The organism is Pseudomonas sp. D3-27 (genome assembly GCF_051132165.1).
In the GTDB taxonomy this organism is placed as follows: domain Bacteria; phylum Pseudomonadota; class Gammaproteobacteria; order Pseudomonadales; family Pseudomonadaceae; genus Aquipseudomonas.
This window is the reverse complement of record NZ_CP071667.1, coordinates 4,190,019-4,212,691: the sequence shown is the minus strand read 5'-3', so window position 1 is coordinate 4,212,691 and position 22,673 is coordinate 4,190,019. Positions and strand designations below refer to the sequence as shown.

The following is a 22,673-nucleotide window of genomic DNA, read 5'->3' as shown; positions in this document are numbered from 1 at the left end:
ACCAGTTCAATAATCGCGCCGCTTGCGAAACGCCCAGCGGCCGGCGAACAGTGTGAAGGTGGCGACCAGCGCCACCAGGATCCAGAAACCCTCGGGGTCGCTCGCCAGCGGCACGCCACCGACATTCATGCCGAAGAAACCGGCGATGATGTTGATCGGCAGTGCCAGCACCGTGACCACCGTCAGGGTGAACAGTGTGCGGTTGCTTTGTTCGTTGAGGTTGGCGGCGATTTCTTCCTGCAACAGCTTGATCCGCTCGCCCAACGCGGTGAGGTCGTTGATGATCAGGGCGAACTCCTCGGTGGATTTGCGCAGCTCCTTGACGTCTTCTTTCTGCAACCATTGCGGCGGGCGATTGAGCAGCCGCAGCAACGACCCCGGTTCCAGCGCCAACAGGCGTTGCAGGCGCACCAGCACCCGGCGTTGGCTGCCCAGTTCGGCGCGGTTGGTCGAGACCCGCGAAGACAGCAACTGGTCCTCGATCTGGTCGACGCTGAGGCTGGTCTTGCGCACGATCTGGGTCAGTACCTCGCCCTGGTCGCGCAGCAAATGCACGAGCAATTCCAGTGGCGAGCGAAAGCTTTCCCCGGCCTTGACCGATGAGCGCAGCTTGTCGACCGAGTGCAAGGGCTGCAACCGTGCGCTGACGATCAGCCGACTGCTCACGCAAACCCATAACGTGGACACATCCGAAGACACCATGTTGCTGAGGTTGAATACGACGTCGTTCACGACCGCGAGCAAGGCCGAATCCACGTGCTCGATGCGGGTCGAGCGCGAGCCTTCGTGCAAGGCTTCGAAGAACTCTTGGGGCAAGGCCAGGTGATTTTTCATCCAGCGCTCGCACGCGGCGTGGGCGAGGTTCAAGTGCAACCAGAGGAATTCATCAGGATCCTGGGGTTGCTGCAGGCTTTGCAGGGCCTGGGCCGAACCGATCTCTCGCCCGCGCTCGCCGGGGCGGAAGCTGAATCCGTAGAGCAGGCCGAACAGATCCGGGTCGCGATGGCTTTGGTCGATGCTGTGGTTCATTGAGGCTCGCTGGCGGGGAGTGCCCGTCGCGGCGACAGGTTCACTTGAGCGGCATCATTGCAGGGATTTTTGAAGGTTTTGTGACGGTTGGGCTGTGGCGTCCCGGCCTGGCACAGCTTTACATACGTACGTGAAAAAGCCGCGCAACTTGAAAGTTGGGCGGCTCTTTTCGCGACTGATTAATTATCTTGCTTGTTGCTCAGAACTTTACCAGTGGTGGCGTCAAAGTCTACATCCCATTCTTGACCTTTGGCGTCGCGCAGTTCCACTTCATATTCGTAGCCGTTGAAGTGATTATCCAAATCGGTATCGGTGATGGTCGCGCCCGGGTGCAACTTCAGGGCTTCGGCATTCATCGATTCCAGGGATTTGATCTTGCCTTCCTTTACCAATTGAGGAATCTGGTCGACGCGAACATCAGCCTGGGCAAGGCCAGCGGTGAGGGTCAGGGCAGTAGCGGTGAACAGGGCAGTCAAAGTTTTCATGTTGTATTTCCTTGGTGTCGTCAAAGGGTGAGTCGTTTAAGTGGGTTCAGATTATCTCTGGCAACTTAATTCATCCTTAATTCGAAAAACTTTGTTAAATACCCTGATCCTGCACTCGCTCAGTAACCGTTCTTCTTCAGTAGTTGCGCCACGGTTCCTGTTTCGGGACGCTTGAAGTACTTGAGCAACTCACTGGCCCGATTGGTGAAAATGCCATCCACGCCGGCATCCATCACTTTCTTGAAGTCCACCGGCTCATCCACGGTGTAGACATGTACCAGCAAACCCTGGTCGTGGGTGTACTGGTTCATCCACGGTTTCACCAGGTCCGCATAGCTCTGGCTCCCGCCATGGGTCAACGCCGCCGAAGGGCCGGTGCCGATGGCGCCGTGGGTCTTGGCGTACTGGACCCATTGCTCGAACTCGGCCTTGTCCTTGGGCTCTTGCTTGGCGTAGTACACGGCTTTGTCGGTTTCACCGGACTCGCCGAACGTCACTTTGGATTTAGGCTCGATGTTGCCTTCGCCCACCCACAGCAGCAGGATTTTCGGAACCTTCGGCATTTCCTTGTGCAGCAGTTCCAGGCTGCTTTTCTCGAAGGTCTGCAAGACCACTTTGCCTTTGCCCTGGCCCACGCCGAGGGCGCGCTTGGCCAGCTTGGAGCCGGATGGGCTCAGCCAGCCTCGGTCCTGCAATTTATCCTTCAGGTCGCGCTCGATGCCGGGAAACAGCTTGGGCTCCTTCGTCTCGATGTACAGCCCTGGCTTTTGCTGAGGGTTGCCCTCGGCGATGTTGATGACTTCGTCCAGCGTAAGGATTTTCAAGCCAACGAAGGAAGGCCGCGCACGGTCCGGGTAGGCCGCGTTGAACCAGCTGCCGGCGTCCAGCGTCTTGAGTTCGGCCATGGTGAAGGCGTTGGCGGTGCTGTCCTTGCGTTCTGGAAACTTGGTCGCGACATCGGTGGTGCGCAGCAGGCTGTCGTCGTGCAAGACGAACAGAACGCCGTCCTTGCTGCGTTGCAGGTCGAGCTCAAGGTAGTCGGCACCCAGGTCGCGGGCCAACTTGTAGGCGGCGGCGGTGGATTCCGGTGCGTCGAACGATGCGCCGCGATGGGCGATGACCGCTGGATGTGGAATGCCCTGACGGTTCGCCAGGGCTTTGGGTTGCGGCGCCTCGGCGGCATGTGTCGGACCGAGTCCGAGCAACAGGCTCAACATCAGGGCGCTACGAGTAAAGGTGAGGGGCATGCTCGAGATCCTTTCGCAGGTTTCTGTAAACCTCTCTTTTAACAACTGAACGCTGCGGACGCTATCGCCATACCGACATTGATCTGCGTAAAGCAGATTTTTCCCACGCCACTAGCTCACAATAGCGGTCGATCAGCCAGCATCATCGTGACTGACACACCGCCATCGCGAGCAGGCTCGCTCCCACAAGGAATTGGTGCTCAACAACGAAGGTGTGACCACCGGGGAATAGTGTGGGAGCGAGCTTGCTCGCGATAGCGGTGGACCAGCCAGCATCATCGTGACCGGCACGCCGCCATCGCGAGCAAGCTCGCTCCCACAAGGAATTGGTACTGACCAATGACTGCGTGCACCCCGGGGAATGGTGTGGGAGCGAGCCTGCTCGCGATAGCGGTGGATCAGCCAGCATCATCGTGACCGGCACGCCGCCATCGCGAGCAAGCTCGCTCCCACTAGGAATTGGTACTGGCCAATGACTGCGTGCACCCCCGGGGAATAGTGTGGGAGCGAGCCTGCTCGCGATAGCGGTGGACCAGCCAGCATCATCGTGACCGGCACGCCGCCATCGCGAGCAAGCTCGCCCACACTGGTTTTGTGGCCGATATCAAGTCTGGCGTTGGAAGGCATAGTCCCGTTCGACTTTGCACACCCTCGTCTGGCAATGGGCATACCAGGTGGCGCGGCCTCGCTCACGGATCGCGCTGTGTTCGGGATGCTGCTTCCACGCCAGGATTGCAGCTTCATCGCGCCAATAGGACACGGTAATTCCCAGGCCTTCGTCGCCACGGGCTGATTCGATGCCGAGAAATCCGGGTTGCTCCTGGACAAGGTTCAACATGTGCTCGGCGGCTTCGGCGTAGCCTTGGTCTCCGGCGGTACGCAGGGAAGTGAAAATCACGGCGTAATAATGGGCGCTCATGGCGTTTGCTCCGCGCAGGCTTCGACAAACGCGCTTACCAGCGGCGGCACGCGGCCTTCCAATGCTGCGCGTTCAGGCTGGAACAGCGTCGCGACAAAAAACGGATGGCCTTGAAGTTCAACCGCTCGCAGGCCGCCGTCCGAAGCCCGGGCAACGGCGTGCAGCCGCTGATTCAACAAATCCTTTTCCAAATCCGGGTTGACGCCGAAACGGCAATGGTAGCCCTCCGATACCGTCCGGCGGCCGTAAGCCTTGGCAATCAACGACTCCGCATCGAGTTGAAGGCTGTCGATGGTTTCCACCAGCGCACAGCTCAGCGGCGTCAACAGTGCCCGTTCAGCTTCGGGAGAAGTTTCGCCGTGGACGGCGTCGGCCCAGCCCATCACGTTGCGGGCGTAGTCCAGCACCGCATGTTGAAAACCGCCGCAGGTGCCGAGGAAAGGCCGATGCTGTTCGCGGGCAAAACGAATGGCCCGTAAGGCCCCTTCTTCATGTTGGTACGGGCTGCCGGGCACGCACCAGACACCGTCGAAATCCTCCAGCACGGCGGTGTTGGTGATGTGCGACGTTCCCAGCCATTGGAAGCGGATTTCAAGGCTGGTTTGCTTGCCCGCGAGCTCGAGTGCGAGGGGGATCGCCCGGTGAGCGGTGATTTGAGGGTCGTGATCGCCGATCAGGGCGATGTTTAAAGGACGTTGTTTATCCATGGGAGCCTCGCCGCTTGTTGATTCCTGGTGGCCACTATAGATTGGCGTTCACGCAATCAATATTGGCGTTCACCCAAGTGATCAATGCAGCGGCGCACTATCGTCTTGACTACCCCGATCTATCCCTGATCCTCGCGCTGGTCCGTGGCGGCTCGCTGTCCCGGGCCGCTCGCCTCCTGCAGGTGGACGTGTCCACGGTGTTTCGTTCGGTACGTCGGCTGGAGGCGGCCTTGGGCCTGCCCTTGTTTGAAAAAAGCCGCTCTGGATATTTGCCCACGAGCCTGGCCCAGGCGTTGGCCGAACAAGCCGAGCGCGCCGAGCAGGCGTTGGAGGCGGCGCGAGTGGGCGTGGAGCAGGGCGGTGAGGTGATTAGCGGGACGGTACGCCTGACCTGCAGCGACTCAGTCCTGCAAACGTTGTTGCTGCCGGCGCTGGCGCGTTTCATGCCCGCTTATCCGGCGTTGAGTCTTGAGTTGAGCACTTCGAACGACTTCGCCAACCTCAGCCGCCGCGATGCCGACATTGCGTTGCGACTGACCCGTACACCGCCGGAACACCTGGTCGGTCGCAACCTGGGCCATGTGGCTTACCGGGTATGCGCCGGCGCTACGTATCTTCGCGCGGCGTATGCGGATGACCTGGCCGCCATGACCTGGATCGCACCGGACGATTTCCTCCCCGACCACCCCACGGTGGCCTGGCGTCGCCAGCATCTACCCGGCGTAGTGCCTGCCTATCGCTGCAACAGCATGCTGTCGGTCACCGAACTGGTGAGGGCAGGTCTGGGGATTGCGGCACTGCCTGACTTTCTGATCAATGAAGATAAAGGACTGATCCCACTTGGCGAACCGTTGAAGGGCTATGACACGGCTTTGTGGCTCCTGACCCGACCGGACTGCCGGGCCCTACGCTCGGTGGTGACCTTGTTCGATGAATTGGGGCGCAATTTGCGGTGGGGCTGAGGTTCAGGCTTGGTACCGATTCAGGAACATGTCGAGGGCCGATTCGATCACGTGGGTTTGTTCCTCCTGGGTCAGGCTCGGTTGCCCCATCGACACCTGTGGCCAGAACGCAAACGTCTTGAGCAACCCGTGCATCTGTTGGGCGGCAAATGCCGGCTCCACGGGTTTCAAGCGGCCATCGGCCTGGGCTTGGCGAATCCAGGCAGTCAGGCCTTCCTCGCGCTGCCCCATGCGCGACACCATGTCCTGGGCTCGCTCCGGGGAATGAATGGTTGCGGCGATGGCGATGCGCGCCAGGTCGAGAAAATTCTCGTTCGCCAGCAATTGCAGTTTGGCTTGCAGCAACGTTTGAAGCTGCTCCCGTAGCGGCGTTTGCGGGCTGTAGGGCATGTCCTCTTCTGCGGTGATGCTGTTCCATAACCGATTCAGGATTTCGGCAAACAGTTCTTCCTTGCTTGGGAAGTGGTTGTACACCGTGCGCTTCGACACGCCTGCCGTCGCCGCGATCTTGTCCATGCTGGTGATTTCGAAACCGCTGTTGCGGAATTCAGCAATCGCGGCCTGGAGAATGGCTTCGCGTTTTCGCTCGGTAAGGCGCTGCGGTGCGGTCATGGGCAGTTCGTCGGCAAAGGAAAATTACACTCGGTAGTTTACTTGCTCTTTCGATTCATGCAATCTGGAAACTACACCGAGTGGTGTAGTTTTGAATAAGGCGGCTGAGCGTACATGCAACGGCCATTCAGCGTCCCGCAACGGCGAAGCGCATACGTGCGGACGCCCTTGGAGTTATCGCACCATGACCCATCCCTCTTGTTCGACCAACCATCCTCCTGCCCATGAGTCCTCGCGGCAAGACCAGGGCAAATATCGCAACCATGCCTTCACGCCGCGTGAAGGATTTGGCACGACCCTGCGCATCATCTGGAACATGATTTTCCACAAGCCCCGCTCCACCCGTCCTGCGGGCGCCATCGATGTACAACCGTTGAGTCGAGCCGCGCTGCTGGCCGCGCCGAACCACAGCGCCTTCCGCCTCGGTCATTCCACGGTGCTGCTCAAGCTGCGGGACAAGTTCTGGCTGACCGACCCGGTGTTCTCCGAGCGTGCTTCACCCGTGCAATGGGCCGGCCCGAAGCGTTTTCATCAACCACCCATCAGCCTGGAAGAATTGCCGCCGATCGAAGCGGTGATCCTGTCCCACGATCATTACGACCACCTCGACCATCAAGCCATTCTCAAGCTGGCGGCCAAGACCCGTCACTTCCTGGCGCCCCTGGGCGTGGGCGACACTCTGGTCAAATGGGGCGTCGACGCCGGCAAGGTGCGCCAGTTGGATTGGTGGCAGGGCACCGAGGTGGACGGTATCAATTTCATCGCCACGCCTTCCCAACATTTTTCCGGTCGAGGCCTGTTCGACAGCAACAGCACCTTGTGGGCCTCATGGGTAATGATCGATGGCGACACGCGAATCTTCTTCAGCGGCGACACCGGTTACTTCGAAGGTTTCAAGCGCATCGGCGAGCAATACGGCCCCTTTGACCTGACGCTGATGGAAACCGGCGCCTATAACGTGGATTGGCCCCATGTCCATATGCAGCCGGAGCAGACCTTGCAGGCCCATATCGATCTCAAGGGTCGTTGGCTACTGCCAATCCACAACGGCACATTCGACCTGGCGATGCATGCCTGGTATGAGCCTTTCAATCGCATCCTGGCCCTGGCTGCGGAACGCAACGTTTGTATCACCACGCCGCAAATGGGCGAAGCCTTCACCCTGACGCAACCGCAACGTGGCCGTGCCTGGTGGCTGGATGTGGAACCCTCGGCGTACCAGGACCAAGCGGGTATCGCCTAGCACTTGCACAAACGGTGTTATTCGATCATCGCGTAATCAGGCCGCCCCATCGGGTCCGGCGTCGCACCCTTGATGTTCATGCCGCGCCCCGGTGCGAAGCCGGGGAAGAACACCAGGCCCTCGGCCTCCAGGCGAAAGGCCAAGGCCAAGCGGGTCACATCGAGCAACTCGCCACCAGCCTCGAAGCGGCGGATAGCCTGGACCGATACACCGGATTGCCGGGACAGCTCCTCGACACTCCAGCCCAGCATGGCTCGGGCCTGCGCACTGTGGGCGGGGGTGAATTGATAGACAGCGATGCGTTCCAGGGTGGTTTTGATTGCGAGAGAGGCCATGGGGTGCTCCAAAGCTATGGGATTCGAAAATACTGTGTTTTTGTACAGTTGTTTTGAGTCCCGATCAATCTCATTTTTTTGATCAATGACCGGCGGTCATCTCCAGCCAGGTGCTCGGAGCATGGCCGAGCGTCCGGCGAAACATGGTGGAAAACGCCGCTGGGCTGTCATAGCCCAGGTCCAGGGCAATGGGTTTACGCAGGCTCGTACGGGCCTTCAGCCGGATCAGTCTTCAGCCAACCCCGGCGCTTCCCGAATAATGAAGTGATCCAGGTTCTCGATATTGGCACTGAACACCCCGAACGTTTCTTCGGGGTTCTTCTTGCTCGGCACCTGCTTCAACTCCGGCGTGACGCCATAAAAGAAGCAATACAACGGCGCATCACTGTCGATGGCGTGCTTGATCTCTGCCAGGAACGCCTTGCGCTTGCGGTAGTTATCGATCAGCTTCTTGCTCAGGTAAGCGTTGACCGAGTAAGGTTTTTTCTTCGCCTCGTCCGGCTGCTTGAACCAGACCTTTGCTTCGAAGTCGATGCGAAAGCTCAGGGTGTAATCCTTTATCTCCTTGATCTTGCCCCAGTAAATCAAGCCCTTATTGTCCTGCAAATACTCGATCTTCTTGAAGAACGATCCGTAGGGCGCCGTGTGCTCGCCAATCTTCAACGGCATGCGCTTGAGCAGGTCCTTGTTATCGAAATTCGAAACGAAACATTCCACCGGGTGGGCGAAGACACTGGTTTTGTCCGGTGTTGAATCCTGCGCGGAATGAGCGTTACCACCGTGGGAAGATACGGATGAGAGCGTAGGCCGATTCGCTTCAACGTTGTCAGACGGGGCGGACGGCTTGCGCACGTACTGACGCCGAGTCAGTAACAACTCCGACGGAAAATGCTCCTCGCGGTCGTCATCTGCTTCAACGCTTTGCGCATCAAGCCCTGGCGTTTTCGGACTGACATAAGGGCAGCCTTCGATATGCTGGGTCGTCGGCTGATTCTTGAAATGCGGCGTGCGGATGTAATTGACGTTCTTGGCATTGAACGTCGTCAGCCGATTCCCCTCATCAAACGCCGCCCGACAGGCATCGTTGGGGCACTGAAAGCGCTCCTTGGCCGAGTCGAAGGCCATGGTCTCGTCGAAATTCAGGTCCCGAACGTCATAGATCGAAAGCTTGGCATCGAGGCTGAGGCAATAGGCGGTGTCGAATTTCATCGGGGCTCGGGTCCGTGAGAGGAAGTGTATTAATACCGAAGGACGTGGCGGGCTGCACCCAAAGTTTCAACCCATCACAAAGCTCCTGTGGGAGAGCTTGCTCGCGATTCCCAAAACCAACCCGACCATCAAACTTGCTACCCACCTGTGTCCTGACATCAACCCGTGGCGAGGGAGCTTGCTCCCGCTGGGCTGCGAAGCGGCCCCTTTTCCGGTCCCAGATTGACGTAATCGGTATCATAATACCGGTTATGGCCTGACCTTCCGGATAACCGGCATTATATTGCCGAAACAACAAATAGAATTGCGATGAAAGAGAACACGGGTGAACGACGCAGGGCGATCATTGACGACATCGTCATGCAACATGTGACAGGGACCCAAACCCTGGGAACCTCTATTCGCCGGCTGAGACTTGAGGTTACTGGTCTCGACCAAGAGACCTTCGCAGTTATGTGCAAGATGTCGACAAAGGCTCTCTACCAGATCGAAAAGGACAAGGGTAATCCGAGCATCAGCACCCTCGACGCGATCCTGAGAAAGTTTGGACTGCGCTTGGGGTTGATGGCTGCTGTACCTCTTTACACGCCGCCACCCCGACCGCAAAAACCGGACCCCAAAGCGCCCGCTCGCGGCGCCAACCCTAAACGAAAGTCCACAGAGCAGCCCGGTAGAGTTGCTACTCTCAGAGCCACTAAAAAGGTAAAGGGTGGCGAGAATGGCCCAGGCGAATGAGCGAAGACGGTGTATGAGCGAACAGGTTCAAGTAACCCTGCACGAAGCGAGGTCCCAGCTCTTACAACTGGGTGCGCGTGCATGGCAGGGCGACAGAGTGGTGATCACCAAGGCCGGCAAGCCTTATCTGGATCTGCTGCCTCATGTCGATACACCGCAGGCGCGCAAGCCTGGGCGGTTAAAGGGGCAGATTCGGATGCCGGCGGATTTCGACCGCACCCCTGAGGACATCCTCAAGGGTTTTGAGTGCCGGCTCTGACTGTAGGTAAATCCTCTTGATCTGAGATTTCAGCAGATACCTCAGCCATGCACGCCTCGTCGAACTCTCGCATGGTGACCTCGTTGATAGCGCCGATTTTCAGCAGCGCTTCGGCCGAGCTGTGAATCGACTCGAAGGCCTCACTTCTTATCTTTTTCGTCATTACATATCCCCATCAATTCTTTTCTATCAACAGACGCTGAAGCTCTCAGAGCCTACACCCGTGGCGAGGGAGCTTGCTCCCGCTGGGCTGCGCAGCAGCCCCAATTCAATATTCCCAACAAAAAAACCGCCGCCCGAACACGGACGGCAGCTAATGATTGAATACTCAAAACCCTCGCAAAAACCGAGAAGCTTTTCGCCACCAAGACTCATGCTGACTAAACGGATCATCCACCAGCACCGCCGGCATATCCCGCAAGCGAATCCATGGCTCATCCTGCCAGTGCAGCATGCAGAGCGACATCCTCGGCCAATCCAACACGCTCAATTTAGGCCGTTCCACCTTATGGGAGTAGCGTTCATCCCGCAGGGTTGGCACCACCTGATGCGTGACCCACTCACGCAGCAACCGATACTCAGGGCAGTAGTGATAAACCAGTAACGCTAGACGCCCGACTCGCTCAGCATCAGATGCTCTTCGGTCAAGCCGTGGACATGCACGAGCATGATCCGGCGCTGGACAGGATCAAGCTTTCGGGTCATGCGCTCATCGAGGTGCTTGCTCATCAAGCGCCCCAAATCGGAGGCGCTGAACCAAGCCTGGTTTTGAATGTAAAAAACCCCGCTTTCACGGGGTTTTCAGTGACGCATGCAGCCTAGGATTTTCCTTTCGAATCAATCCCAGCTCAAAGCCCCACCCGTCTGATACTCAATCACCCGCGTCTCAAAGAAGTTCTTCTCTTTCTTCAAGTCCATGATCTCGCTCATCCAAGGGAACGGGTTAGTCGTCCCTGGGTATTCTTCTTTCAAGCCAATCTGCGACAGACGACGGTTAGCGATGAACTTGAGGTAGTCCTCCATCATCGCCGCGTTCATGCCCAGCACGCCGCGAGGCATGGTGTCGCGGGCGTATTCGATTTCCAGTTGGGTCCCTTGCAGGATCATCTGGGTCGCTTCTTCCTTCATCTCGGCGTCCCACAGGTGTGGGTTTTCGATTTTGATCTGGTTGATCACGTCGATGCCGAAGTTCAGGTGCATGGATTCGTCGCGCAGGATGTACTGGAACTGCTCGGCGACGCCGGTCATTTTGTTGCGGCGGCCCATGGACAGGATCTGGGTGAAGCCGCAATAGAAGAAGATGCCTTCCAGAACGCAGTAGTAGGCGATCAGGTTGCGCAGCAGCTCTTTGTCGGTTTCCGGGGTGCCGGTTTCGAACTTCGGATCGGAGATCGAACGGGTGTATTTCAGGCCCCAGGCGGCTTTCTTCGCGACCGATGGGATCTCGTGGTACATGTTGAAGATTTCGCCTTCATCCATGGCCAGCGATTCGATGCAGTACTGGTAGGCGTGGGTGTGGATCGCCTCTTCGAACGCCTGGCGCAGGATGTACTGGCGGCATTCCGGGTTGGTGATCAGGCGGTACACGGCCAGGACCAGGTTGTTGGCAACCAGGGAGTCGGCGGTAGAGAAGAAGCCCAGGTTGCGCATTACGATGCGGCGTTCGTCGTCGGTCAGGCCTTCCGGGTTTTTCCAGAGGGCGATGTCGGCGGTCATGTTGACTTCTTGCGGCATCCAGTGGTTTGCGCAGCCGTCCAGGTACTTCTGCCAGGCCCAGTCGTATTTGAATGGCACGAGCTGGTTGAGGTCGGCGCGGCAGTTGATCATGCGCTTTTCATCGACGGCGACACGGGCGGAGGCACCTTCGAGTTCGGCGAGGCCTTCGGCGACGTCGAGTTTGTCGAGGGCCGCCTTGGCGCGAATGATCGCGGCCGAGTCGCTGGCCGTCACGGCGCGGGCTTCGAGGGCGGCGGCACCGCCGGCGCTGTCGAGGCGGTCCATGTTGGCTTCAGAAGCGTGGCCGGCGTTGGCGCCTTTTACGGCAACTTCGCCGTCTTCTTTGTCGAATTCGTCCCAGCTCAGCATGACGTGTCGTCTCCTGCGTGAGGGCCAGATGCCCGATAAGGCCTATTGGCCGCGGTGGATCTTGAAAAATCGTTTGTTGCAGCAGCTGACGCAGGCAATAAACAGAAAAATGTACGGGTCATTCCGGAGCGGCGGTAGAGCGGGAAGGCGATTGCCCCCTGCGTTGGCTCCAGGCTGGCGTGATCCCTGTAAGGGAATATTGCAGGCCCGTTTAAGGCGGCATTATAAGGACTTTTTTGCCTACGTGGTGCGGCGAAATAGCTCACGGGAGGGGTGGTGAGGGGCGTATCCGCATGGGAGCGCGGGTTTACAAGGCTTTGGCCGCTGAAGTTTTTTTTCGCATGGATAGGGCGACGACTTTTTTTGATCACAAAATGATCGATTTTTACCTTTTTGCACTACATGTTGTGTTTTCTGGCGCTTTTTGGTGGCTCCAGACACAACCAGGCCCGATCGGTATCGGGCCGTGGGATTGCTGGTTGTGATCAGCTGTCGGAACAACCGTTGCCCAGGACGCGGTAGCGCAGGATGTGGCGTTGGCCCTTGGAGTCTTCGTATTCCATTGTTGCCGGGACCACTTCGCAAACGTTCGGGATCGTGCTCATGGAAAGGACCTTGGCAATGTCCAAGTGGCTGGAGTAGGTGTACTCCTCGATAGCCGGTTTTTGCTGCGCGAGATCGGTCGGGGTTTCGTCAGCCATCGCGGTGGTGCAGAGGCTGCCGAGGACCAGAACCCATAAAGCTTTCATCTGTATTTCACCTTTGTTGAGGTCGAGTGGGGGCACGCAGCCTTTTTGGGGCTGCGTGTGGAGCGAGTTTTGGAAGTTGGATCAACGGCCTTCGTGGGGGCTGTGTTGCGTCAATCGTGTTTGCCGGTTGGCGAGGTGGATTTTAGAAGTTGGGGGCGGGGGCAAACAGACTCGGTTTTGATAAACACTGTTGGTTGATCTGGTAACAATCGGCTGACTTTTCGTTGGATCGATGATGGCTGACCCAGCGCCTTCGCGAGCAGGCTTGCTCGCCACATGAAGATATCTTCAAGTGCGTTTGCCAGTTAGTACCGACATTTTGTAGGGACTTGTTACTACCATCGTCGAATGGTTCTATAGGCCCGCCCCGGGCTACAACGGGATCATACAAAAACAACTATTGTCACCGAGGTAAGAAAGATGAGTGCGGCTTCTGTGTATCCCGTTCGTCCCGAGGTAGCGGCCAATACGCTGACTGACGAGGCGACCTACAAGGCCATGTACCAGCAGTCGGTCGTCAACCCGGACGGCTTCTGGCGCGAGCAGGCCAAGCGCCTCGATTGGATCAAGCCTTTCACCACGGTGAAGCAGACTTCTTTCGACGACCACCATGTCGACATCAAGTGGTTTGCCGATGGCACCTTGAACGTTTCCTATAACTGCCTCGACCGACACCTGGCCGAGCGCGGCGATCAAGTCGCGATCATCTGGGAAGGCGACGATCCTTCCGAGAGCCGCAATATCACCTATCGCGAGCTGCACGAAGAAGTCTGCAAGTTCGCCAACGCCTTGCGCGGGCAGGACGTGCATCGTGGCGACGTGGTGACCATCTACATGCCGATGATCCCCGAGGCCGTGGTAGCGATGCTGGCCTGTACCCGCATCGGCGCGATTCACTCGGTGGTGTTCGGCGGTTTCTCCCCTGAAGCACTGGCCGGCCGGATCATCGACTGCAAATCCAAAGTGGTGATCACCGCCGACGAAGGCATTCGTGCTGGCAAGAAAATCCCGCTCAAGGCGAACGTTGACGATGCGCTGACCAACCCGGAAACCAGCAGCATCCAGAAAGTCATCGTGTGCAAGCGCACGGCGGGCAACATCAAGTGGAACCAGCACCGCGACATCTGGTACGAGGACCTGATGAAGGTCGCCGGCACCGTATGCGCGCCGAAGGAAATGGGCGCCGAAGAGGCCCTGTTCATCCTCTACACCTCCGGTTCCACCGGCAAGCCCAAGGGCGTGCAGCACACCACGGCTGGCTACTTGTTGTACGCCGCGCTGACCCATGAGCGGGTGTTCGACTACAAGCCAGGCGAGATCTACTGGTGCACCGCCGACGTGGGCTGGGTCACCGGCCACAGCTACATCGTCTATGGCCCGCTGGCCAACGGCGCGACCACGGTGCTGTTCGAGGGCGTGCCGAACTACCCGGACATCACCCGGGTGGCCAAGGTGATCGACAAGCACAAGGTCAATATTCTCTACACCGCGCCTACCGCTATTCGCGCGATGATGGCCTCTGGCACCGCCGCCGTCGAAGGCGCCGATGGCAGCAGCCTGCGCCTGCTGGGTTCGGTGGGTGAGCCAATCAACCCGGAAGCGTGGGATTGGTACCACAAGAATGTCGGCAAGGAGCGTTGCCCGATCGTCGATACATGGTGGCAGACCGAAACGGGCGGTGTGCTGATCAGCCCGTTGCCAGGCGCTACGGCGCTGAAGCCAGGTTCCGCTACTCGGCCGTTCTTCGGTGTGGTGCCGGCACTGGTGGACAACCTCGGCAACCTGGTCGAAGGCGCTGCCGAAGGCAACCTGGTGATCCTCGATTCGTGGCCAGGCCAGGCGCGTACCCTGTACGGCGACCATGACCGTTTTGTCGATACCTATTTCAAGACCTTCAGCGGCATGTATTTCACCGGCGACGGTGCGCGTCGCGACGAGGACGGCTACTACTGGATCACCGGCCGGGTGGATGACGTACTCAACGTGTCGGGTCACCGCATGGGCACCGCCGAGATCGAGAGCGCAATGGTCGCTCACCCGAAAGTCGCCGAAGCGGCGGTCGTGGGTGTGCCGCATGACATCAAGGGGCAGGGCATTTATGTCTACGTCACCCTCAATGCCGGCGAAGAGACCAGCGAGGCCCTGCGCCTGGAACTGAAGAACTGGGTGCGCAAGGAGATCGGTCCGATTGCCTCGCCGGATGTCATTCAGTGGGCGCCGGGCCTGCCGAAGACCCGTTCCGGCAAGATCATGCGCCGCATCCTGCGCAAGATTGCCACGGCGGAATACGACGGTTTGGGTGATATTTCCACCCTGGCCGATCCGGGTGTGGTGGCGCACCTGATCGAGACGCACAAGACCATGAACGTCGCCTGACGGTCGCATGTAGTACCCAAGAGCCCCGCCCGGTATTTGCCGGGCGGGGTTTTTTTATGGGCGCGCTGGGAGGGCTTGAAGTGTGGTGCCTTTGTGGCGAGGGAGCTTGCTCCCGCTCGGCTGCGCAGCAGTCGTAAACCGGTCAATGCGGTATGCCTGAACAAACGCGGTGCCTGGCTTTTGGGGCTGCTGCGCAGCCCAGCGGGAGAAAGCTCCCTCGCCACGGGTTTGATGGATGAATAAATATCGGCGTCAATGTAAGAAGCGTCGGAACGTTACCGGTGTTTCGAAATGTGTAACCAAAGGCGCCACAACGGGGCGATGTGAAACGCCAAGCCCCGTCGCAGGGCGTTTTCACGCATCTCGAAAAACAAGCCGACACGCTGTGCTTGCCGGATTAGAAGGGTTTGCCAATAATGGGCCCGCTATTTGCAGCATGGATCGGTTCCCTTTCCTTTGCTCTTGCATGTATTTGCGGGGCTGTCAATGTGCTCGAACAGCTTTCTCGGTGCTTCTGTAATTTGTTGTCGCATTGAAGAAATATCGGCTTCGGGCCTGTCGTTAGAATGCCGATCACTCGCTCGTCGTGGCCTGCGTTGAATAAAATGCGCGCTTGTCGGACGCAGCACCAAAGTTCGTTCCACCCATTCGCATATTGGGCTGTTGCTCACTCTGCCGTTTTCGCCCTTTACCGATGGAGTCCCAAGATGAAGAAACTTGTGCTGCTTGGCGCCCTGGCACTGTCCGTGCTGTCCCTGCCGACCTTCGCTGATGAGAAGCCCCTGAAAATCGGTATCGAAGCCGCTTACCCTCCGTTTGCCTCCAAGGCTCCGGACGGCAGCATCGTCGGCTTCGACTACGACATCGGCAATGCGCTGTGTGAAGAGATGAAGGTCAAGTGCGTGTGGGTCGAGCAAGAGTTCGACGGCCTGATTCCGGCGCTCAAGGTACGCAAGATCGACGCGATCCTGTCGTCGATGTCGATCACTGAAGATCGCAAGAAATCCGTTGATTTCACCAACAAGTACTACAACACCCCGGCCCGTCTGGTGATGAAGGCCGGCACCCAGGTCAGCGACGGCCTGGCCGAGCTCAAGGGCAAGAACATTGGCGTGCAGCGCGGTTCGATCCACGAGCGTTTCGCACGTGAAGTCCTGGCCCCGCTGGGTGCCGAGATCAAGCCGTACGGTTCGCAGAACGAGATCTACCTGGACGTCTCCGCCGGTCGCCTCGACGGCACCGTGGCCGACGCCACGCTGTTGGATGACGGTTTCCTGAAGACTGACGCGGGCAAAGGCTTTGCGTTTGTTGGCCCGGCCTTCACCGATGTCAAATACTTCGGTGACGGCGTGGGTATCGCGGTTCGCAAGGGTGACGCGTTGAAAGACAAGATCAACACTGCAATCGCTGCCATTCGCGAGAACGGCAACTACAAGCAGATCCAGGATAAATACTTCGCCTTCGACATCTACGGCAAGTAACAAGTCCCGCCACTGCGGCGAAATGGCGCAAGCAACAGGATTTCTGCGGTTTGCGCCATTTTTTCATCCCACTTTCGAGGACCTGAATCATGTTGAAAGGCTACGGGGCTGTCATCCTCGATGGCGCATGGTTGACGCTTCAGCTCGCCTTGTCGTCCATGGCCCTGGCCATCGTCCTGGGGTTGATTGGTGTCGCGCTGCGCCTCTCGCCGGTCCGTTGGCTGGCGTGGCTGGGCGACCTGTATTCGACGGTAATCCGCGGCATTCCGGACCTGGTGTTGATCCTGCTGATTTTCTACGGCGGCCAGGACTTGCTCAACCGTGTGGCGCCGATGCTTGGCTATGACGACTACATCGACCTGAATCCGCTGGCGGCCGGTATCGGCACCCTGGGTTTCATCTTCGGCGCGTACCTGTCGGAAACCTTCCGCGGCGCGTTCATGGCCATCCCCAAGGGCCAGGCGGAGGCGGGCATGGCGTACGGCATGAGTGGGTTCCAGGTGTTTTTCCGGGTGATGGTGCCGCAGATGATCCGACTGGCGATCCCGGGCTTCACCAACAACTGGTTGGTACTGACCAAGGCCACCGCGCTGATTTCCGTGGTGGGCCTGCAAGACATGATGTTCAAGGCCAAGCAGGCGGCGGATGCCACCCGCGAGCCTTTCACCTTCTTCCTCGCAGTGGCGGCGATGTACCTGGTGATCACCAGCGTTTCGTTGCTGGCATTGCGTCACCTTGAGAAGCGCTACTCGGTAGGCGTAAGGGCGGCTGATCTATGATCTTCGACTACAACGTCATCATTGAAGCCTTGCCGCTGTACTTCAACGGCTTGCTGACCACCCTGAAGCTGTTGGCCTTGTCGCTGTTCTTCGGCCTGTTGGCGGCGCTGCCCCTGGGGCTGATGCGGGTGTCCAAGCAGCCGGTCGTCAACATGACGGCGTGGCTCTACACCTATGTGATTCGCGGCACGCCGATGCTGGTGCAGTTGTTCCTGATCTATTACGGGCTGGCGCAGTTCGCCGTCGTGCGCGAAAGCTTCCTCTGGCCGTGGCTGTCCAGCGCGACGTTCTGTGCGTGCCTGGCGTTCGCCATCAATACCAGCGCCTACACCGCCGAAATCATCGCCGGCAGCCTGCGGGCCACGCCCAACGGTGAGATCGAGGCGGCCAAGGCGATGGGTATGTCGCGCTACAAGCTGTATCGCCGGATCCTGCTGCCCTCGGCCCTGCGCCGGGCGCTGCCGCAATACAGCAACGAAGTGATCATGATGCTGCAGACCACCAGTCTCGCGTCCATCGTCACCTTGATCGACATCACTGGTGCCGCGCGCACGGTGAATGCGCAGTACTACTTGCCGTTCGAGGCCTACATCACGGCCGGCGTGTTCTACCTGTGCCTGACCTTCATCCTGGTGCGCCTGTTCAAGCTGGCCGAGCGCCGCTGGCTGGGTTACCTGGCCCCGCGCAAGCACTGATAACGCATCGATCCGATCGACTGCTCAACGATTGACGTTTTGTGAGAACCGACCGCATGTACAAGCTTGAAGTCCAAGACCTGCATAAACGCTATGGCAGTCATGAAGTGCTCAAGGGCGTGTCCTTGAAAGCCGCCGCCGGCGATGTGATCAGCATCATCGGCTCCAGTGGCTCCGGCAAGAGTACCTTCCTGCGTTGCATCAACCTGCTTGAGCAACCCCATGCCGGCAAGATCTTGCTCAACAACGAAGAGTTGAAGCTCGTAGCAGGCAAGGACGGCGCCATGAAGGCCGCGGACCCAAAGCAACTGCAGCGCATGCGTTCGCGGTTGTCGATGGTGTTCCAGCACTTCAACTTGTGGTCCCACATGACCGCCCTGGAAAACATCATGGAAGCGCCGGTGCATGTATTGGGCGTGGCCAAGGCCGAAGCGCGGGAGAAGGCCGAGCACTACCTGAACAAGGTCGGCGTGGCCCATCGCAAGGACGCCTACCCAGGCCACATGTCCGGCGGCGAGCAGCAGCGCGTGGCGATCGCCCGGGCGCTGGCGATGGAGCCGGAGGTGATGCTGTTCGATGAACCGACTTCGGCCCTCGACCCTGAATTGGTGGGCGACGTGCTCAAAGTGATGCAGGCGTTGGCGCAGGAAGGCCGGACCATGGTGGTGGTGACTCATGAAATGGGCTTTGCCCGCGAAGTGTCGAACCAGTTGGTATTCCTGCACAAAGGCATCGTTGAAGAAAGCGGCAACCCACGGGAAGTGCTGGTCAACCCGCAATCGGAGCGCCTGCAACAATTTCTGTCGGGCAGCCTCAAGTAATCGCTCCCGTTACGCACCGGATTGGATCATGCTGCGCGCCATGCGCCAGATGGTCTAGTTTGGTTGCAGCCGCTTTCGGCTTTAACACTGTTTTCGCTTCGGATTGCCCGCCATGACTGCCCATCGAATAGGTTTCCTGATTTGGCCCAGCACTAAAGCCTTGACGCTGGCGCTGGCCGAGGAGGCCTTGCGTGTCGCCCAGCGCGTGCATCCGGACGTGGTCTACGAATTGTCGTTCCTGCAAGCCGAGCCACCGGCCGAGGGCGCTTGGCAGTTACCCGGTGAATCCTGGGTCGGCAAGCTCGAAGGTCTTCAGAAACTGTTTCTGGTGGCCGACGAGCCACCAACGACGCTGGCCTCGCCGCTGAGCAGCGCCCTCAAGCAATTGGTGCGCGCAGGTTGCGTCATCGGCGGTTTGTCCGCTGGCGTCTATCCGCTGGCGCAGTTGGGTTTGCTCGATGGCTATCGAGCTGCCGTTCACTGGCGCTGGCAAGATGACTTCTCCGAGCGCTTCCCCAAGGTCATCGCCACCAGCCATTTGTTTGATTGGGACCGCGATCGCCTGAGCGCTTGCGGCGGCATGTCGGTGCTTGATCTGCTGTTGGCGGTGCTGGCCCGGGACCACGGCGCCGAACTGGCTGGCGCGGTGTCGGAAGAACTGGTGGTCGAGCGCATCCGTGAAGGCGGCGAGCGCCAGCGTATTCCGTTGCAGAACCGCTTGGGTTCCAGTCATCCGAAGCTCACCCAGGCCGTGCTGTTGATGGAAGCCAACATCGAAGAGCCGTTGACCACCGACGAGATCGCCCAACATGTGTGCGTGTCCCGCCGGCAGCTGGAGCGGATCTTCAAGCAGTACCTTAATCGCGTGCCGAGCCAGTATTATCTGGAGCTGCGCCTGAACAAGGCCCGGCAGATGTTGATGCAGACCAGCAAATCCATCATCCAGATCGGCCTGTCCTGTGGTTTCTCCTCGGGGCCACACTTCTCCAGCGCCTACCGCAACTTCTTCGGCGCGACACCGCGGGAAGATCGCAACCAGCGGCGTAGCAGCAGCCCGTTCGAATTGTCTTCGGTGCCGTCCGAGCGCGGCTAATGGTAAGACTGCGGATAGAGCGGTCAACACAAAAACTGTGGGAGCGAGCTTGCTCGCGATGATGGAGTGTCAGTCAATGCTGAAGGTGACTGACACTGCGCCATCGCGAGCAAGCTCGCTCCCACAGGTGTTTTGTGCCTGGCAGCGGAAATGTGGATGCAGGTGCCTCAAATACACCGGCAACGTTTAAACTGCGCCATTGCGACGCTATTTGTCGCATTGCCGTAAACCCGCGCAAAACGTGGGTTGGCGCTATAAGAAGTTGTCGCTTGGCGGCAAGGCCGGGCTGAAAACTGTCCTTACAATCCTTACCAAGCTCGCCAGTTCCAGGCGGGTGTTCCTCTTCAGGAGACTCCGATGTCCGTTGAGCAAGCCGCGGTACAACGCGCCGATTTCGACCAGGTGATGGTTCCCAACTATGCACCTGCAGCCTTCATTCCTGTGCGTGGTGCCGGTTCCCGCGTGTGGGACCAGTCCGGTCGCGAGCTGATCGACTTTGCGGGCGGTATCGCGGTCAACGTACTGGGCCATGCCCACCCGGCGCTGGTCGGTGCACTGACCGAGCAGGCCAATAAGTTGTGGCACGTATCGAACGTGTTCACCAACGAGCCAGCTCTGCGCCTGGCGCATAAACTGGTCGATGCGACCTTCGCCGAGCGCGCATTCTTCTGCAACTCCGGCGCCGAAGCCAACGAGGCCGCTTTCAAGCTGGCCCGCCGGGTCGGGTTCGATCGGTTCGGCAGCGAAAAATATGAAATCATCGCCGCGCTCAACAGTTTCCACGGCCGGACGCTGTTCACCGTCAACGTAGGCGGACAGTCGAAGTACTCCGATGGTTTCGGCCCTAAAATCACTGGCATCACCCACGTTCCTTACAACGACCTGGCGGCTCTGAAAGCGGCGGTCTCGGACAAGACCTGCGCCGTGGTGCTGGAACCCATCCAAGGCGAGGGCGGTGTGTTGCCGGCCGAGTTGGCCTACCTGCAGGGCGCCCGTGAACTGTGCGATGCACACAACGCACTGCTGGTTTTCGACGAAGTGCAGACCGGCATGGGCCGTAGCGGCGAGCTGTTCGCCTACATGCATTACGGCGTGGTCCCGGACATCCTCACCAGCGCCAAGAGCCTGGGCGGCGGTTTCCCGATCGCGGCGATGCTCACCACCGAAGCGCTGGCCAAGCACCTTGTCGTCGGCACCCACGGCACCACCTACGGCGGCAACCCGCTGGCCTGCGCGGTGGCCGAAGCGGTAATCGATGTGGTCAATACCCCTGAAGTGCTCAATGGCGTCAAGGCCAAGCACGACAAATTCAAGACCCGGCTGTTGCAGATCGGCGAGAAGTACGGCCTGTTCACCCAAGTGCGCGGCCTGGGTCTGCTGATCGGTTGCGTGCTGAACGACGCCTGGAAGGGCAAGGCCAAGGACATCTTCAACGCCGCCGAACAGGAAGGCCTGATGATCCTGCAAGCCGGCCCGGACGTGATCCGCTTCGCTCCGAGCCTGGTGGTGGAAGACGCCGACATCGACGCCGGCCTGGACCGCTTCGAGCGGGCCGCGGTGAAGTTGACCCAAGGCTGAAGCTGGACTGGATCCCTTGTGGGAGCGAGCTTGCTCGCGATGGCGGCGGATGAGCCAGTATCAAAGTGACTGACACACCGCTATCGCGAGCAAGCTCGCTCCCACAGGAGTCTTGCAGTGGCTGAAAAATCGAAGACCGCCGCAATGTAGTCATGGGCCAGGGTATTCGTTTAGTTTTTTTCTGTGTATCGATCTTACGGTCGAACCCTTTATTTCAAGTTAAGGAGTGACACCATGCTGGTGATGCGCCCCGCGCAAATGGCTGATCTGGGCGAGGTACAGCGTCTGGCTGCGGACAGCCCGATCGGTGTCACTTCCTTGCCGGATGACGTGGAACGCTTGAGCGACAAGATCGCCGCAAGCGAGGCCTCGTTTGCCGCCGAAGTCAGCTTCAATGGTGAAGAAAGTTATTTCTTCGTTCTCGAAGACACCGCCACCGGCAGATTGGCCGGCTGTTCGGCCATTGTCGCTTCGGCGGGTTATTCCGAACCGTTCTACAGCTTCCGCAACGAGACCTTCGTCCACGCTTCCCGTGAGCTGAAGATCCACAACAAGATCCACGTACTCTCCCAGTGCCACGACCTGACCGGCAATAGCTTGCTGACCAGCTTCTACGTGGTCCCGGAACTGGTGGGTTCGCCGTGGTCGGAGCTGAACTCGCGCGGGCGTCTGCTGTTTGTCGCCAGCCACCCGGAGCGTTTCGCCGATTCGGTGGTGACCGAGATCGTCGGCTATAGCGACGAAAACGGCGACTCGCCATTCTGGGACGCCATCGGTCGCAACTTCTTCGACCTCAACTATGCCGCAGCCGAGCGCCTGTGCGGGTTGAAAAGCCGGACCTTCCTCGCCGAGCTGATGCCGCATTACCCGATCTACGTGCCGCTGTTACCGGATGCCGCCCAGGAAGCCATGGGCCAGGTCCACCCGCGCGCGCAGATCACCTTCGACATCCTGATGCGCGAGGGTTTCGAGACCGATCACTACATCGACATCTTTGACGGCGGCCCGACCCTGCACGCTCGCGTCTCGGGGATCCGCTCGATCGCCCAGAGCCGCGTGGTGCCGGTGAAGATCGGCGAAACCGTCAAGGGCGCCGGGCGGCAGTACCTGGTGGCCAATGCCCAACTCCAGGATTACCGCGCCGTGTTGCTCGACCTCGACTACGCGCCAGGCAAACCTGTGACGCTGGACATGGAAGCAGCCGAAGCCCTGGGTGTTGGCGAAGGCGCCAGCGTGCGCCTGGTAGCGGTTTAAACAGCAGTTTTCGCGGGTGG

22 protein-coding genes and 2 pseudogenes are annotated in these 22,673 nt (G+C 59.1%); 12 read left to right on the top strand and 12 right to left on the bottom strand.

Annotated elements, in window-relative coordinates; translation table 11 throughout:
• Positions 1–6: 6 nt before the first annotated feature.
• The 5 genes from J3P92_RS19120 to J3P92_RS19100 all read right to left on the bottom strand — a co-directional run bounded on the left by J3P92_RS19120 (position 7) and on the right by J3P92_RS19100 (position 4,387).
• Positions 7–1,029: a transporter gene (locus J3P92_RS19120; protein ID WP_420765180.1), complete on the bottom strand. Its 1,023-nt coding sequence runs from the start codon at positions 1,027–1,029 to the stop codon at positions 7–9.
• Positions 1,030–1,208: 179 nt separating this feature from the next.
• The gene (locus J3P92_RS19115) at positions 1,209–1,514 is read right to left on the bottom strand and encodes a PepSY domain-containing protein (protein ID WP_434648695.1); all 306 of its coding nucleotides are present in this window, start codon (positions 1,512–1,514) and stop codon (positions 1,209–1,211) included.
• A 119-nt stretch (positions 1,515–1,633) separates the two neighbouring features.
• Positions 1,634–2,761, bottom strand: coding sequence for a glycerophosphodiester phosphodiesterase (locus tag J3P92_RS19110; RefSeq protein WP_434648693.1), 1,128 nt, complete (start codon positions 2,759–2,761; stop codon positions 1,634–1,636).
• A 604-nt stretch (positions 2,762–3,365) separates the two neighbouring features.
• Positions 3,366–3,680, bottom strand: a complete 315-nt coding sequence (locus J3P92_RS19105) for an antibiotic biosynthesis monooxygenase family protein (RefSeq protein ID WP_434648691.1) — start codon at positions 3,678–3,680, stop codon at positions 3,366–3,368.
• Positions 3,677–4,387, bottom strand: a complete 711-nt coding sequence (locus tag J3P92_RS19100) for a CTP synthase C-terminal region-related (seleno)protein (protein ID WP_434648689.1) — start codon at positions 4,385–4,387, stop codon at positions 3,677–3,679. Before J3P92_RS19100 ends, J3P92_RS19105 begins: the two co-directional genes overlap by 4 nt.
• Positions 4,388–4,401: 14 nt before the next feature.
• Here J3P92_RS19100 and J3P92_RS19095 point away from each other — a divergent pair, with 14 nt between their 5' ends.
• The gene (locus J3P92_RS19095; protein WP_434648687.1) at positions 4,402–5,349 is read left to right on the top strand and encodes a LysR family transcriptional regulator; all 948 of its coding nucleotides are present in this window, start codon (positions 4,402–4,404) and stop codon (positions 5,347–5,349) included.
• A gap of 3 nt (positions 5,350–5,352) precedes the next feature.
• Here the strand turns inward: J3P92_RS19095 and J3P92_RS19090 are convergent, their stop codons facing one another.
• Positions 5,353–5,961, bottom strand: coding sequence for a TetR/AcrR family transcriptional regulator (locus tag J3P92_RS19090; protein WP_434648685.1), 609 nt, complete (start codon positions 5,959–5,961; stop codon positions 5,353–5,355).
• 184 nt (positions 5,962–6,145) lie between these two features.
• Between J3P92_RS19090 and J3P92_RS19085 the strand changes: the two genes are divergently transcribed.
• Positions 6,146–7,204 (top strand): MBL fold metallo-hydrolase, encoded by a 1,059-nt coding sequence (locus tag J3P92_RS19085; RefSeq protein WP_434648683.1) that lies wholly within the window; start codon positions 6,146–6,148, stop codon positions 7,202–7,204.
• Between the two features lie 17 nt (positions 7,205–7,221).
• On the opposite strand, the gene J3P92_RS19080 is transcribed toward J3P92_RS19085, so the two are convergent.
• The 3 genes and pseudogenes from J3P92_RS19080 to J3P92_RS19070 form a co-directional block, all read right to left on the bottom strand.
• On the bottom strand, positions 7,222–7,539 hold the full coding sequence (locus J3P92_RS19080; protein WP_060740988.1) for a helix-turn-helix domain-containing protein: 318 nt from the start codon (positions 7,537–7,539) through the stop codon (positions 7,222–7,224).
• An 82-nt stretch (positions 7,540–7,621) separates the two neighbouring features.
• Positions 7,622–7,729 (bottom strand): annotated as a pseudogene (locus J3P92_RS19075) (AraC family transcriptional regulator); the annotation flags it as partial.
• Between the two features lie 35 nt (positions 7,730–7,764).
• On the bottom strand, positions 7,765–8,748 hold the full coding sequence (locus J3P92_RS19070) for a hypothetical protein (RefSeq protein WP_434648682.1): 984 nt from the start codon (positions 8,746–8,748) through the stop codon (positions 7,765–7,767).
• 309 nt (positions 8,749–9,057) lie between these two features.
• On the opposite strand from J3P92_RS19070, the gene J3P92_RS19065 reads away from it, so the two are divergent.
• The gene (locus tag J3P92_RS19065) at positions 9,058–9,483 is read left to right on the top strand and encodes a helix-turn-helix transcriptional regulator (protein ID WP_434560243.1); all 426 of its coding nucleotides are present in this window, start codon (positions 9,058–9,060) and stop codon (positions 9,481–9,483) included.
• Between the two features lie 13 nt (positions 9,484–9,496).
• The gene (locus tag J3P92_RS19060; RefSeq protein WP_434560241.1) at positions 9,497–9,742 is read left to right on the top strand and encodes a type II toxin-antitoxin system Phd/YefM family antitoxin; all 246 of its coding nucleotides are present in this window, start codon (positions 9,497–9,499) and stop codon (positions 9,740–9,742) included.
• A 328-nt stretch (positions 9,743–10,070) separates the two neighbouring features.
• Here J3P92_RS19060 and J3P92_RS19055 read toward each other — a convergent pair.
• From J3P92_RS19055 to J3P92_RS19045, 3 genes and pseudogenes are all read right to left on the bottom strand, one after another.
• A pseudogene (locus J3P92_RS19055) lies at positions 10,071–10,516 on the bottom strand (BRO-N domain-containing protein); the annotation flags it as partial.
• A gap of 63 nt (positions 10,517–10,579) precedes the next feature.
• The gene (locus tag J3P92_RS19050; protein ID WP_024776511.1) at positions 10,580–11,827 is read right to left on the bottom strand and encodes a ribonucleotide-diphosphate reductase subunit beta; all 1,248 of its coding nucleotides are present in this window, start codon (positions 11,825–11,827) and stop codon (positions 10,580–10,582) included.
• Between the two features lie 485 nt (positions 11,828–12,312).
• A complete protein-coding gene (locus tag J3P92_RS19045; RefSeq protein WP_420767509.1) occupies positions 12,313–12,576 on the bottom strand; it encodes a DUF2790 domain-containing protein in 264 nt (87 codons plus the stop codon).
• 420 nt (positions 12,577–12,996) lie between these two features.
• Here J3P92_RS19045 and acs point away from each other — a divergent pair, with 420 nt between their 5' ends.
• The 8 genes from acs to aruF all read left to right on the top strand — a co-directional run bounded on the left by acs (position 12,997) and on the right by aruF (position 22,653).
• Positions 12,997–14,952 (top strand): acetate--CoA ligase, encoded by a 1,956-nt coding sequence (gene acs / locus J3P92_RS19040; RefSeq protein WP_420767508.1) that lies wholly within the window; start codon positions 12,997–12,999, stop codon positions 14,950–14,952.
• 707 nt (positions 14,953–15,659) lie between these two features.
• Positions 15,660–16,433, top strand: a complete 774-nt coding sequence (locus J3P92_RS19035) for an ABC transporter substrate-binding protein (RefSeq protein ID WP_434648680.1) — start codon at positions 15,660–15,662, stop codon at positions 16,431–16,433.
• Between the two features lie 89 nt (positions 16,434–16,522).
• Entirely contained in the window at positions 16,523–17,212 is a 690-nt protein-coding gene (locus tag J3P92_RS19030; protein ID WP_420767506.1) for an ABC transporter permease, read from the top strand.
• Entirely contained in the window at positions 17,209–17,907 is a 699-nt protein-coding gene (locus tag J3P92_RS19025; protein WP_420767505.1) for an ABC transporter permease, read from the top strand. Before J3P92_RS19030 ends, J3P92_RS19025 begins: the two co-directional genes overlap by 4 nt.
• Before the next feature lie 56 nt (positions 17,908–17,963).
• Positions 17,964–18,728 carry an ABC transporter ATP-binding protein gene (locus J3P92_RS19020; protein WP_434560239.1) on the top strand — a complete coding sequence of 255 codons (765 nt, stop codon included), beginning with the start codon at positions 17,964–17,966 and terminating at the stop codon, positions 18,726–18,728.
• Positions 18,729–18,840: 112 nt separating this feature from the next.
• Entirely contained in the window at positions 18,841–19,821 is a 981-nt protein-coding gene (gene argR, locus J3P92_RS19015; RefSeq protein WP_420767503.1) for a transcriptional regulator ArgR, read from the top strand.
• A 357-nt stretch (positions 19,822–20,178) separates the two neighbouring features.
• Complete coding sequence (locus J3P92_RS19010) at positions 20,179–21,399, top strand: aspartate aminotransferase family protein (RefSeq protein ID WP_420767502.1); 1,221 nt, start codon at positions 20,179–20,181, stop codon at positions 21,397–21,399.
• Between the two features lie 234 nt (positions 21,400–21,633).
• Positions 21,634–22,653 (top strand): arginine/ornithine succinyltransferase subunit alpha, encoded by a 1,020-nt coding sequence (aruF, locus tag J3P92_RS19005; protein ID WP_420767501.1) that lies wholly within the window; start codon positions 21,634–21,636, stop codon positions 22,651–22,653.
• Positions 22,654–22,673: the final 20 nt, after the last annotated feature.